12 protein-coding genes are annotated in these 12,016 nt (G+C 72.6%); 10 read left to right on the top strand and 2 right to left on the bottom strand.

Annotated elements, in window-relative coordinates; genetic code table 11:
• Positions 1-14: 14 nt before the first annotated feature.
• Positions 15-776, top strand: a complete 762-nt coding sequence (locus Mco01_RS09040; RefSeq protein ID WP_204056427.1) for a WecB/TagA/CpsF family glycosyltransferase — start codon at positions 15-17, stop codon at positions 774-776.
• Positions 777-825: 49 nt separating this feature from the next.
• Positions 826-1,998 (top strand): hypothetical protein, encoded by a 1,173-nt coding sequence (locus tag Mco01_RS09035; protein ID WP_204056426.1) that lies wholly within the window; start codon positions 826-828, stop codon positions 1,996-1,998.
• On the opposite strand, the gene Mco01_RS09030 is transcribed toward Mco01_RS09035, so the two are convergent.
• Positions 1,993-2,838, bottom strand: a complete 846-nt coding sequence (locus Mco01_RS09030; protein WP_204056425.1) for a glycosyltransferase — start codon at positions 2,836-2,838, stop codon at positions 1,993-1,995. The two genes, Mco01_RS09035 and Mco01_RS09030, sit on opposite strands and share 6 nt — an antisense overlap.
• A 29-nt stretch (positions 2,839-2,867) precedes the next feature.
• Positions 2,868-3,434, bottom strand: a complete 567-nt coding sequence (gene rfbC / locus Mco01_RS09025) for a dTDP-4-dehydrorhamnose 3,5-epimerase (protein WP_204056424.1) — start codon at positions 3,432-3,434, stop codon at positions 2,868-2,870.
• Positions 3,435-3,610: 176 nt separating this feature from the next.
• Between rfbC and Mco01_RS09020 the strand changes: the two genes are divergently transcribed.
• From Mco01_RS09020 to Mco01_RS39745, 8 genes are read left to right on the top strand one after another with little or no spacing between them, the layout of a single operon-like run.
• On the top strand, positions 3,611-4,825 hold the full coding sequence (locus Mco01_RS09020) for a class I SAM-dependent methyltransferase (protein ID WP_204056423.1): 1,215 nt from the start codon (positions 3,611-3,613) through the stop codon (positions 4,823-4,825).
• The gene (locus tag Mco01_RS09015; RefSeq protein ID WP_036325421.1) at positions 4,822-5,601 is read left to right on the top strand and encodes a glycosyltransferase family protein; all 780 of its coding nucleotides are present in this window, start codon (positions 4,822-4,824) and stop codon (positions 5,599-5,601) included. The genes Mco01_RS09020 and Mco01_RS09015 overlap by 4 nt, the downstream gene beginning before the upstream one ends.
• Positions 5,598-6,254, top strand: a complete 657-nt coding sequence (locus Mco01_RS09010) for a PIG-L deacetylase family protein (protein WP_239103446.1) — start codon at positions 5,598-5,600, stop codon at positions 6,252-6,254. Before Mco01_RS09015 ends, Mco01_RS09010 begins: the two co-directional genes overlap by 4 nt.
• Positions 6,245-7,264 (top strand): NAD-dependent epimerase/dehydratase family protein, encoded by a 1,020-nt coding sequence (locus tag Mco01_RS09005; RefSeq protein WP_204056422.1) that lies wholly within the window; start codon positions 6,245-6,247, stop codon positions 7,262-7,264. Before Mco01_RS09010 ends, Mco01_RS09005 begins: the two co-directional genes overlap by 10 nt.
• Positions 7,261-8,526 (top strand): DUF4910 domain-containing protein, encoded by a 1,266-nt coding sequence (locus Mco01_RS09000; RefSeq protein WP_204056421.1) that lies wholly within the window; start codon positions 7,261-7,263, stop codon positions 8,524-8,526. Before Mco01_RS09005 ends, Mco01_RS09000 begins: the two co-directional genes overlap by 4 nt.
• Positions 8,523-9,548 (top strand): hypothetical protein, encoded by a 1,026-nt coding sequence (locus Mco01_RS08995; protein WP_204056420.1) that lies wholly within the window; start codon positions 8,523-8,525, stop codon positions 9,546-9,548. Before Mco01_RS09000 ends, Mco01_RS08995 begins: the two co-directional genes overlap by 4 nt.
• An 18-nt stretch (positions 9,549-9,566) precedes the next feature.
• Positions 9,567-11,123 (top strand): oligosaccharide flippase family protein, encoded by a 1,557-nt coding sequence (locus Mco01_RS08990; protein ID WP_204056419.1) that lies wholly within the window; start codon positions 9,567-9,569, stop codon positions 11,121-11,123.
• The gene (locus Mco01_RS39745) at positions 11,124-12,011 is read left to right on the top strand and encodes a glycosyltransferase family 2 protein (protein ID WP_204056418.1); all 888 of its coding nucleotides are present in this window, start codon (positions 11,124-11,126) and stop codon (positions 12,009-12,011) included.
• The last annotated feature ends 5 nt before the right edge of the window (positions 12,012-12,016 follow it).

Below are 12,016 nucleotides of genomic sequence, written 5' to 3'. Positions count from 1 at the left end.
CGGGCCATGGCCGGATGACGGCGCCGGGGCGGGCGCGCAGGCGGTCGGTCCTGGGCACGGACCTGGACGCGATGACGATGCGGGAGGCCGTCGCGGCCTGCGTGGACGCGGTCGACGGCGGCGGACGCCTGACGATCGGCGTGGTCAACGCGGCGAAGATCGTCAACATGCGGACGGACGCGGCGCTGCGCCGGTCGGTGCTCGACTGCGACCTGATCCTCGCCGACGGCCAGGCCGTCGTGTGGGCCGCCCGCGTGCTCGGGCACCCGCTGCCGGAACGGGTGGCGGGGATCGACCTGTTCGTGGAGCTGCTGGCCGAGGGGGAGCGGCGCGGATACCGGCCGTACTTCTTGGGGGCGACGCCCGAGGTGCTGGCCCTGCTGGTCGAGGAGGTGCGGCGCGGCTTCCCCGCGCTGCGCGTCGCCGGGGCCCGCGACGGCTACTTCCCGGCGGAGGACTCGGCGCTGGTCGCCGGGGAGATCGCCGACTCCGGGGCGGACATGCTGTTCCTCGGCATCACCTCGCCGAAGAAGGAGATCTTCGTCCGCGACTGGGGCGAGGCCACCGGAGCCAAGGTCATCCATGGTGTCGGCGGGTCCTTCGACGTCCTGTCCGGACGGACCCGGCGGGCGCCGCGAACGTGGCAGCGCCTGGGGCTCGAATGGCTGTACCGTCTCCTGCAGGAGCCGGTCCGCCTGGGCCCCCGCTATCTCAAGACCAACGGGAGGTTCCTCCTCCTGGTGGCCGTCGGCCTGATGCGCCGCGGCCGTGACTAGTACACGACCCGGTCAAGCGAGTACCGCCGACGGCCTCTGGAGTGAAAACGTGACGCAGCACCGCCGAATCGCCATGCTGGGCCCGGGAGCGCCGGCCGACCTGGTGTCGGACATGGTCGACCTCGCGGTACGCGGCCTGCCCCCGGGATACGTGGACGGCGAGTTCGTGTTCACCCGGCGCGGCGTCCGCCGGCCCGACGGGTCGTGGGACGCCGTCCCCGAAGGGCGGAGCGTCCGCTACACGGCGATCGCGGCGCTCGGCGTGGCCGCCCTTCCGGAGGAGCGGCGCCGGGCGGCACTCGCGGGGGACACGGTCCTCGACCTCGCCGGCCGTCTCGTCGAGCGCCTCCCCGCCGTGGAGGGGCTGGGCGACGCCGCGCTCATCTGTTGGGCGGCCGCGGAGACGGGGCACCCCGGCCTCGGCGTCGCGCTGCGGCGGCTGGCCGAGCTGGACGCGTCCTCGTCGCAGGGCCAGGTGTTCACGGTGGAGGCCGCCTGGGCGCTGGCGGCGCTCGTCGCCGCGCGGTCGGTGCTCGGCGCCGACCCGGGGCTGGACGGACAGCTGGAGCGCTCCCGCGACCGCCTGCTCGCGGGCCTGGCGTCCGACCGCCTGTACCGCCACGTCCTCGGCCCGTCGTCCGGGCCGCTGGTGCCGTGGTACCGGGCGCACGTGGGCTGCTTCGCCGACCAGGTCTACCCTCTGCAGGCGCTGGCGCGGCTGCACGCCGCGCTCGGCGACCCCGCCGCGCTCGCGGCCGCCGAGCAGGTGGCCGAGGGCATCTGCGAGGCCCAGGGCGAGCAGGGGCAGTGGTGGTGGCACTACGACGCCCGCTCGGGCGCCGTCGTCGAGGGCTACCCCGTCTACAGCGTCCACCAGCTCGCCATGGCGCCCATGGCCCTGCTGGACCTGGCCGACGCCGGGGGCGCCGCCCACCTGCGGGAGATCGCCGCGGGCGTGCTCTGGATGACCGAACGGCCGGAGACGGACGAGCCCCTCATCGACACGGGCCTCGGCCTGACGTGGCGCAAGGCGGCCAGGGACGACCCCGGCAAGCTGGTGCGGGGGCTGCGCGCGGTCGCCACCCGCGCCCACCCCGCGGCCCGGCTCGCGACGCTCGACCGGCTCTACCCCCCGGTCGCCATCGACCGCGAGTGCCGCCCGTACGAGCTGGGCTGGCTTCTGTACGCCTGGCTGTCCGACCTCAGCGCCTACGGGTCATGACCCTGTCGCCCGGCTGCTGTCGTCCCGCAGCCAGGTGGTGTAGTCGCCGGCGCGGATGGCGGGACGCGCCCTCCCCCGCGCGAGGACGGTGACGCCGACGAAGACGGTCGCGGCGGGCAGCAGCCACGGCTCCCGCAGGACGATCCCGACGAGGTCTCCCACGGTGGTGCGCGCGGACGGGCCGCCCGAGCCGCTGACCTGCTCCCACTCGTGGATGCCCGTCGCCGCGCGGACGCGGCGCCGCAGCAGGTCGGCGAACGTGCGGGGGGTCTGGATGCCGGCCCGCGCCCCCGCCACCACCGCGCGCTCGTCGTCGGCGAACGCCAGGGACACGGCCAGGTCGTCGGCCATGACCGCGGGGAGCGACCGGATCCGGTCGTTGCCCTCCTCGGTCACCGCGATGACGCCCCGCCCGAACAGGCCCGCTCGCACGTGCGGCAGGCGCGTCCAGACGGCGTAGTAGAGGCGGACGGCCCACGGCCGGTCGGCGAGCGCCAGGTCCCGCTCGGGAGCCGTGGCGAGCAGCGTGCCGGAGCCGTCCAGGGGAGCGGTCAGCGCGCGGACGCCTGCCGTGCTCAACGTGACGTCCGCGTCCACGTAGAGCCGGGGGAAGCCGCGGGCGGCCCGGTCGCCGAGGCGCAGCGCCTCCCGCTTCGAGGGCACCGGGGTGGTCACCACGCGCACGCCGTGCGCCCGCGCGACGGACTCCGTCTCGTCGGTGCAGCCGTTCGCGACGACCACGATGTCGAGCTCATCCGGCCGGGCGTCGTCGAGCAGCCCGGAGAGGAGGCGGCCAAGGACCCGCGCCTCGTTGTGCGCGGGGATCACGACGCTCGTCACAGGGAGCAGTATGGACGGTTCCATCCGTCTCAGGAAGCGGCGTGGCGGGGGAGGATTCCCGATTCCAGCGCCTCCTTCAAGGTCGGCGCCGCCGCGTCCTTCGGGGAAAGTATCGGCTCCTCGCCGAGCGGCCACTCGATGCCTATTCCCGGGTCGAGCGGGTGGACGCCGTGCTCACGTTCCGGCGCGTACGGCTGGGAGCACAAATAGACGACCGTGGCCTGCTCGCTGAGCGCGAGGAACGCGTGGCCGAGCCCTTCGGCGAGGTACACCGCCCTCCGGGAGACGTCGTCGAGCACGACCCCCTCCCACGCGCCGAAGGTGGGCGAGCCCGCCCGGACGTCCACCACGACGTCCAGCACGCGTCCCGCGACGCAGGTGACGTACTTCGCCTGACCGGGCGGCACGTCCGCGAAGTGGATGCCGCGCAGCACCCCGCGCCGGGAGATCGAGCAGTTGACCTGCGCCAGCTCCATGGTGTGCCCGATCGCGTCGCGCAGGTCCCCGGCGCGGAAGCACTCGAGGAAGTCGCCCCGGACGTCGCTGTGGATACGCGGGGTATGGCTCCACGCCCCGTCGATGCTCAGCCGCTCCATGGCCGCAAAGCATGACACAAGACGTGTAACGCTCCACGCCCGTCACCCGAATTACCGCTGTCGAACTCCGATGCTGGGGGGGAAATGCCAGCACGTTTTCTGCCAGCCCATTCCGCCCTGAACACGTCCCCGAAAAGGCCCGTATTAATTCCGTCGTACGGCCTGGGGGCCTTTTGATGACGACGTGTCGTCTGTGCGGTTCGGCGAGCCTCATCGGCGTGGTCGACCTCGGCGCGACGCCCCCGTGTGAGCGGTTCCTCACGGCGGAGCAGCTCGACGAGCCGGAGATGACCTATCCGCTGCACCTGCGGTTGTGCGCGGACTGCCGGCTCGCCCAGATCCCGGCGCTGATCACGCCGGAGGACACCTTCACCGAATACGCCTACTTCTCGTCGTACTCGACCTCCTGGGTGGAGCACGCGCGCAGGTTCGTGGCGGACGCCGTCGAGAGGCTGCGCCCCGGCTTCGTGGTCGAGGTGGCCAGCAACGACGGCTACCTGCTGCGGCACGTCGTGGAGCGGGGGATCCGGTGCCTCGGCGTCGAGCCCTCGGCCAACGTGGGCCGGGCGGCCAGGGACGCGGGCGTGCCGACCGTCACGGAGTTCCTCACCCCCGAGTCCGGCTCGGCCATACGAGCCGAGCACGGGCCGGCCGACCTCGTCGTGGCCAACAACGTCTACGCGCACATCCCCGACGTGGCCGGGTTCACGCGGGGTCTGCGCGCCCTCGTGGCCGACGACGGGTGGGTCTCCGTCGAGGTCCAGCACCTGCTCACGCTGATGGAGCTCAACCAGTACGACACCATCTACCACGAGCACTTCCAGTACTACACGGTCGACTCGGCCCAGCGGGCGCTGGCGAGCGGCGACCTGACCCTGGTGGACGTCGAGCTGCTGCCCACGCACGGCGGGTCGATCCGGCTGTGGGCCCGCCCGTCCGGCACGGGAGCCGAGCCGGGCCCGCGCGTGGCCGAGGTCCTCGCGCGGGAGAAGGCCGCCGGACTGCATGAGCTGTCCGGATACGCGCAGTTCGCGGACCGGGTGGCGCGGGTCCGGCGCGAGCTGCTGGCCTTCCTCGTCGACGCCGCCGCCCAGGGCAGGACCGTCGTAGGGTACGGCGCCCCCGGCAAGGGGAACACCCTGCTCAACCACTGCGGGATCCGTCCCGATCTGCTGCGGTACACGGTGGATCGGAACCCGTACAAGCACGGGCGCTTCACCCCCGGCGCCCGCATCCCCGTCCTGCCGCCCGACCAGATCGCCGTCGACCGGCCGGACTACGTGCTGGTGCTGCCGTGGAACCTTCGCGAGGAGCTCACCGCCCAGCTCTCGTACGTCCGCGACTGGGGCGGCCGCCTCGTGTTCCCCATCCCCCGCCTGGAGATCGTGTGAAGGTCGTTCTCTTCTGCGGCGGGCGCGGCACGCGGATGCGCAGCGACCTGCCCGGCGGCGGCATGCCCAAGCCGATGCAGCTCGTCGGTCCCCGCCCGCTGCTCTGGCACGTCATGCGGTACTACGCCCACTTCGGGCACCGGGAGTTCATCCTCTGCCTCGGGTACGGCGCGCAGCACATCAAGGAGTTCTTCCTCAACTACCAGGAGACCGTCTCCAACGACTTCGTCCTGCGCGGCGGCAAGGTGAGGCTCCTGTCCACCGACATCTCCGACTGGTCGGTGTCGCTGGTCGACACCGGCGTCGACTCGCCCATCGGGGAGCGGCTGCGCCGGGTGCGCCCGCACCTCGGCGACGAGCCGATCTTCCTGGCGAACTACGCCGACGTGCTCACCGACGCGCCGCTGCCGGAGATCATCCGGCGGTTCGAGGCCACGGACGCCGGGGCCTCCATGATGGTCGTCCCCCCGTCGAACACCTTCCACTGCGTGGACGTGGGGGAGGACGGCAGGGTCGGCGGGATCACCCCGGTCAGCGACATGCCGCTGTGGGTCAACGGCGGCTTCTTCGTGCTCCGCCAGGAGATCTTCGACCACATCCCGGAGAACGGCGACCTCGTCGCCGACGGGTGCGCCGAGCTGGCCAAGCGCGGCCGGCTGCTCGCCTACCCCCACCGCGGGTACTGGCGGCCGAGCGACACCGTCAACCAGCGGCTGGAGCTCGACCAGGCGTGGGCGCGCGGCCACCGGCCCTGGGCGCTGTGGGAGAGCGAGTGATCGCGCTCGGCGCGGGCGGCATGCGCGCGGTCGCCGCGCTCGGCGCCCACTGCGACGACCTCGCGATCGGGGCGGGCGGGACGCTGCTGTCGCTGTGCGCGGCGCACCCGGGCGTCCGCGTGGACGCGCTGGTGCTGTCGGGCGGCGGCACGGAACGGGAGGACGAGGAGCGCGCCGCCCTCGCCGCCTTCTGCGCGGGCGCCGACCTGCGGCTGACCGTTCTGAAGCTGCCCGACGGACGGCTGCCTGCCCACTGGGACGAGGCCAAGAGCGCCGTCGAGGAACTGCGCGCGAGGACCGACCCGGACCTGCTGCTCGCCCCCCACCGCGGCGACGCGCACCAGGACCACCGCGGCCTGGCCGAGCTGGTGCCCACGGCCTTCAGGAACCATCTCGTCCTCGGCTACGAGATCGTCAAGTGGGACGGCGACCTCGGTCGTCCCTCGGCCTACCAGCCGCTCTCCCCCGAGGTGGCCCGGGCGAAGGCCGACCTGCTCCAGCGGCACTACCCCTCGCAGCGGCACCGCCCCTGGTACGACCCGGAGGCGTTCCTCGGCCTCGCCCGCATTCGGGGGATCGAGTGCGGCGCCCGGTACGCGGAGGCCTTCCACGTGAACAAGCTCATCCTCGACCTGGAGAACAGATGCGGGTAATGCTGACCGGACACCAGGGCTACCTGGGCACGGTGATGGCCCCGGTGCTCGCCGAGGCCGGCCACGAGGTGGTCGGGCTCGACTCGGGGCTGTTCGCCGACTGCGTGCTCGGCCCTCCGCCCGCCGACCCCGAGACGTACACGGTGGACCTGCGCGACGTCGAGCCCCGTCACCTCGCCGGGGTCGACGCCGTGGTCCACCTGGCCGCGCTGTCCAACGACCCCCTCGGGTCGCTGGCTCCCGAGCTGACGTACGACATCAACCACCACGCCTCCACCCGGCTGGCCCGGCTCGCGCGGGACGCCGGGGTGCGCCGGTTCCTGTACGCCTCCACCTGCTCGGTGTACGGCGCCTCGGGCGGCGACGACCTCCTCGACGAGGACGCGCCGCTGCGGCCCGTGACGCCGTACGCGGAGTCCAAGGTCCGGGTGGAGGACGACCTCGTCGCGCTGGCGGACGACGACTTCACGCCCGTCTTCCTGCGCAACGCCACGGCGTTCGGCTTCTCCCCGCGGCTGCGCGCCGACATCGTGCTCAACAACCTGGTCGGCCACGCGCACCTGTCCGGGGAGGTGCGGGTGCTGTCCGACGGCACCCCGTGGCGTCCGCTGGTCCACGCGCGCGACATCGCCGAGGCCTTCGCCGCGGCGCTGGCCGCGCCGCGCGAGAACGTGCACGCGAAGCCGTTCAACGTGGGGACGGAGCTGAACAACCTTACGGTCGCCGAGATCGCGGCCGAGGTCGTCGAGGCCGTGCCCGGGTCGGCGCTCGTGATCACCGGGGAGTCGGGCGCCGACCCGCGCTCGTACCGTGTGGACTTCTCCCGGGTCCGTGCCGCGCTGCCCGGGTACGAGGCGCGCTGGACGGTCAAGGCCGGCGCCCTCGAACTGGTCGAGGCCTACCGCCGGCATGGGCTGACCGCGGACGACTTCCACCGGCGGTTCACCCGTCTCGCCCGGCTCTCCGACCGGCGGACGGCGGGCGACGTCGACACGTCGCTTCGCCCATGAGCGACATGCACGCCCTGGTGCGGCGGCTGTACCCGCTGTGCCGCAGCATCACGGGCGACGGGGTGCGGCGCACGCTGGAGATCGTCTCCGAGTCGATCCCCCTGGAGATCAGCGAGGTGCCGACGGGCACGCAGGTCCTCGACTGGACGATCCCCAAGGAGTGGAACATCCGGGACGCCTACATCAAGGACGCCTCCGGCGCCCGCGTCGTCGACTTCGCGGTGTCGAACCTCCACGTCGTCGGCTACAGCGTGCCCGTCTCGGCCACCATGACCCTGGACGAACTGCGCCCGCGCCTGCACACGCTGCCGGACCAGCCCGACCTGGTGCCCTACCGGACCAGCTACTACGCCGAGACGTGGGGCTTCTGCCTGAGCGAGAACACACTGGCCGGGATGGGACCCGGGCCGTACGAGGTGCGCGTGGACTCGACGCTCGCCGACGGGCACCTGACGTACGGCGAGCACGTGATCCCCGGCGGCGAGGAGGAGGTGCTCGTCTCCTGCCACGTGTGCCACCCCTCGCTGGCCAACGACAACCTCGCGGGCGTCGCCGTGGCGGTACGGCTGGCCCAGTGGCTCGCCGGCCGGAAGGAGCGCCGGTACACCTACCGCTTCGTGTTCGCGCCCGGCACGATCGGCGCGATCACGTGGCTGGCGCGCAACCGGGACCGGGTGGACCGCGTCAGGCACGGCGTCGTGCTCGCCTGCGCCGGGGACCGCGGCGCGCTCACCTACAAGCGCAGCAGGCGGGGGGACACCGAGATCGACCGGGTGTTCGCGCACGTCCTGCGCGACCGCGAGCACACGCTGCTCGACTTCTCCCCCTACGGATACGACGAGCGGCAGTACTGCTCGCCCGGCTTCGACCTGGCGGTGGGCAGCCTGACCAGGACCCCCTACGGGGGCTACCCCGAGTACCACACGTCGGCCGACGACCCCGACTTCGTCTCCCCGGAGGCCATGGAGGACACCCTGGACGTCTGCCGCCAGGCCGTGGAGATCCTGGAGCGGAACCGCGCCTACGTGAACCTGAGCCCGTACGGCGAGCCGCAGTTGGGCAGGCGCGGCCTGTACGGATCACTCGGGGGACGGAGTGATACGAAACAGGCGCAGATGGCGATGTTGTGGGTGTTGAATCTCAGCGACGGGCTGCACACCCTCCTGGACATCTCGGAACGATCCACCCTTCCGTTCGCCGCCGTGGCAGAGGCGGCCCGGGCTCTGCATGACGCGGGACTGGTGAAGGAGTCAGCCGGATGACGCAGTTCGAGACGTCCACGCGACCGGGGGCCCTCGGCCTGCGGGTCGGCGAGGTCGTGGAGGTCCGCGACGCCGAGGAGATCCTGGCGACGCTCGACGAGAAGGGCGAGCTGGACAGCCTGCCCTTCATGCCGGAGATGCTGCGCTTCTGCGGCCGGCGGCTCACCGTCCACAAGGTCGCGCACAAGCTCTGCGACACGATGACCGGCAGCGGAATGCGGAGGATGCGGGACGCGGTGCACCTGGTCGACGCGCGGTGCGACGGCTCGGCGCACGGCGGCTGCCAGACCTCGTGCTCCCTGTACTGGAAGGAGGCCTGGCTCCGGCGCGTCGACCCGGACGAGCCGGCGCCCGACGCGGCACCCGACGCGGCGCCCGTCCCCGCGCCCGGACGCAGCCTGCCGATCCTTGAGGTCAACACGCGGCGGGAGCCCGGCGAGGACGGTGAGACGCGCTACCGCTGCCAGGCGACCGAGCTCCTGCGCGCCGCCCCCGAGCCCCTGCCGTTCCGGGACCTGAGCCAGTACGTCACGGACGTCCGGGTCGGCAACGCGGGGGTCCTCGCCACCCTGCGGACCGTCTTCTTCGGGCTGTTCAACCGGTTCCAGCGGATCAGCCGCAGGCTCCCCTCGTGGATGCGGTTCAGGGACGGCATGGAATGGGGATTCGTCGCGCCCGGACCGAACACCGCGACCCCGACGGCCGAGACCGGCCTCCAGCCCGGCGACCTCGTCCGGGTCAAGCCGCGCGACGCCATCGTCGCCACTCTCAACAACGGACGGCTCAACCGGGGGATGGGCTTTGAGGAGGAGATGGCGCGGTACTGCGGCCGGGAGGCACGGGTGCGGGCCCGGGTCGAGCGCTGCATCGACGAGAAGACGGGCCGGATGCTGCAGATGAAGAGTCCCTGCATCATCTTGGACGGCGTCGTGTGCGCGGGTGTGTACAAGGCCAACTGTCCTCGCGAGTTCGTCCCGTTCTGGCGGGAGATCTGGCTGGAGCGCGTCGGCGAGCGCGGCTAGGGACCGGGGAGATCTGCCATGCACGAGCACCAGGGCGCGGAGACCGGCGAGCGGTCCTCCGCCGAGGCCGACGCCGAGCACCTCGAGGCGATCGGCCGCAAGGCCGGCCGCGGGTTCGGCTGGAGCCTCCTGGGCGCCCTGGCGACGCGCGCGGGCTCCTTCCTGATGGGGTTGGTGCTGGCGCGTCTGCTGTCCCCCGCCGACTTCGGCATCTTCGCGGTGGCCCTGGCCGCGACCCAGTTCGTCATGGTCGTCAAGGACATCGGGATCATGGCCGCGGTCGTCCAGTGGCGGGGCAGGCTGGAGGACGTCGCGCCCACCGCCACCACCCTCTCCATGATCTCCGCCGTCACCCTGTACGCGGTCTTCTGGGTGGGCGCGCCGTACTTCTCGGCGCTCGCGGGCAGCGCGGAGGCCACGCCGGTCGTCCGGATCCTCACCTCGGTCATCCTCATCGAGGCGATCACCGCGGTGCGCAGCGCGACGCTGCTGCGCCGGTTCCACGTGGGCAAGAGCTCCAAGGCCGTCCTGGCCGGGTTCCTGGTGAACGCCCCCGTGGCGATCGCCCTGGCCGCGAACGGCGCGGGGCCGTACAGCTTCGCCTGGGGGCAGGTCGCGGGCGCGGTGGTGACCGGCGTGCTCATGCTCGTCTACGCCCGGCTGCCGTGGCGGATGGGATTCGACCGGCCGACCGCGGCGAAGCTGCTCTGGTTCGGGATCCCCTCCGCGGCGGGCATCGCGCTGGAGGTCGTGCTCCTCAACGTCGGCTACATCATCGTCGGCGCGATCATGGGGCCGGTGTGGCTCGGCTTCTACCTGATGGCGTTCAACATGTCGAGCTGGGTGCCGGGGCTGATCGGCACCGCGATCCGCTCGGTCTCCATCGCCGGGTTCTCGCGGCTGGCGGAGCGCGACGAGGCGTCGCTGTCGATCGGCGTCCAGAAGACCGTGCCGCTCCTGGTCGCCGCCGTCCTGCCGCTGGCCGTCCTCATGGGGGTGCTCGCGCACCCGCTCATCCACTACCTGTACGGCGACAAGTGGGGGCAGTCCGCGGGCGTCCTGCGGTTCCTGGCGGTGCTGATGGTGCTGCGCATGCTCACCTCCCTCGCCCTGGACATCCTCAACGGCCGGGGCGCGACGCGCTCGACCGTCTGGATGAACCTGGGGTACGGCGCCGCCACGATCCCCGCTGTGATCGTCGGCACCCACCTGGACGGCATCCGGGGCGCGGCGATCGGCCAGACCGCCGCCGCCCTGCTCGTCGCGCTCCCGCTCGCGATGACAGCGGTGCGCCTCGCTGGCGTGCGGCTGACCCCCATCCTGCCCTCCCTGGTACGGCCGCTGGCTGGAGCCGCGGTCTCCTGCGCGGTCACCGCGGCCCTCGCCGCGCTGACGCGGGGCAGCGACTTCCTCCAGCTCGCCGTGGCGGGCGGCGCAGGCTTCCTGGTCTACGTCCTGATCGTGGTGCCGATGGAGCAGATCAGGATGGTGCGGGATCAGGCCGTCCGGCGGCTTCGCGCGGCGCTCGTGCGCCCCCACCCCGTGCCGGCCGAGGCGACGTCCAAGGAGAGCTGAATGCCAGGGTCCGACAAGCTCGTCTCCATCGGCATGCCGGTCCGCAACGGCGCGGACCGGATGGAGCCGGCCGTGCGGTCGGTGCTGGCCCAGGATCACGAGCGGCTGGAGCTCGTGATCTCCGACAACGCGTCGACCGACGGCACCGAGGAGTTCTGCCGCGCGCTGGCGAGGGAGGACGGCCGGGTCGTCTACCACCGCCAGCCGCGCAACGTCGGCGTGGTGGGGAACTTCGTGGAGGTGCTGCGCCGGTCGCGGGGCGAGTTCTTCCGGTGGATGGGCGACGACGACCTCCTCGAACCACAGTGCGTGTCCCGGTCGCTGGAGCCGTTCCTCACGGACGGTCGGCTCATCCTGGTGACCACCGACATGACCTACACGGAGCCTGACGGCTCGGTGCACAAGCCGTCCTACGAGGGCGCCGGGATGCTCTCCGACGACCCGGTCGACCGGCTGACCGAGCTGTGGGAGGCGGTCACGACCGAGCACATGCGCCTCGACCCGCTGTACGGCATGATGCGGCGCGAGGCGGTGGCGGCCATCCCGCGCCCCGTGATGATCCGTGAGGACGAGGTCTACGCGACCATGCTGGCCCTGGCCGGGCCGTGGGGCCACGTGCCCGAGGCGCTCGCGCATCGCAGCCTGCGCTTGCGGCGGCTCTCGCAGATCGCCCGGGGGATCGGCGCGCCCGCCTGGACCGCGCACTTCGCCACGACGCTCCAGTTCCGCGCGATGTACCGCAGCCTCAGCACGGTCGACCTCACCCCCGACCAGCGCCGCCGCGCCCGGGCCCTGCTCGCCCGCATCTACGGACGCCGGCAGCGCCAGATGGTGGCCCACCGCGGCCGCAAGCTCACCGGCCTCGCCGTCCGCCTCATCCGGGGATGACCCCC

Source organism: Microbispora corallina (assembly GCF_016863035.1).
GTDB classification, from domain to species: Bacteria; Actinomycetota; Actinomycetes; order Streptosporangiales; family Streptosporangiaceae; genus Microbispora; species Microbispora corallina.
This window is presented reverse-complemented; position numbering and strand designations above follow the sequence as displayed.

Bases quoted from the DNA above. Each gene is read 5' to 3' on its own strand.
- Mco01_RS09040 (WP_204056427.1), top strand. From the start codon at position 15: ATGACGGCGCCGGGGCGGGCGCGCAGGCGGTCGGTCCTGGGCACGGAC.
- rfbC (WP_204056424.1), bottom strand. From the start codon at position 3,434: ATGGAGCGGCTGAGCATCGACGGGGCGTGGAGCCATACCCCGCGTATC.
- Mco01_RS09020 (WP_204056423.1), top strand. From the start codon at position 3,611: ATGACGACGTGTCGTCTGTGCGGTTCGGCGAGCCTCATCGGCGTGGTC.
- Mco01_RS09005 (WP_204056422.1), top strand. From the start codon at position 6,245: ATGCGGGTAATGCTGACCGGACACCAGGGCTACCTGGGCACGGTGATG.
- Mco01_RS09000 (WP_204056421.1), top strand. From the start codon at position 7,261: ATGAGCGACATGCACGCCCTGGTGCGGCGGCTGTACCCGCTGTGCCGC.
- Mco01_RS08995 (WP_204056420.1), top strand. From the start codon at position 8,523: ATGACGCAGTTCGAGACGTCCACGCGACCGGGGGCCCTCGGCCTGCGG.
- Mco01_RS08990 (WP_204056419.1), top strand. From the start codon at position 9,567: ATGCACGAGCACCAGGGCGCGGAGACCGGCGAGCGGTCCTCCGCCGAG.
- Mco01_RS39745 (WP_204056418.1), top strand. From the start codon at position 11,124: ATGCCAGGGTCCGACAAGCTCGTCTCCATCGGCATGCCGGTCCGCAAC.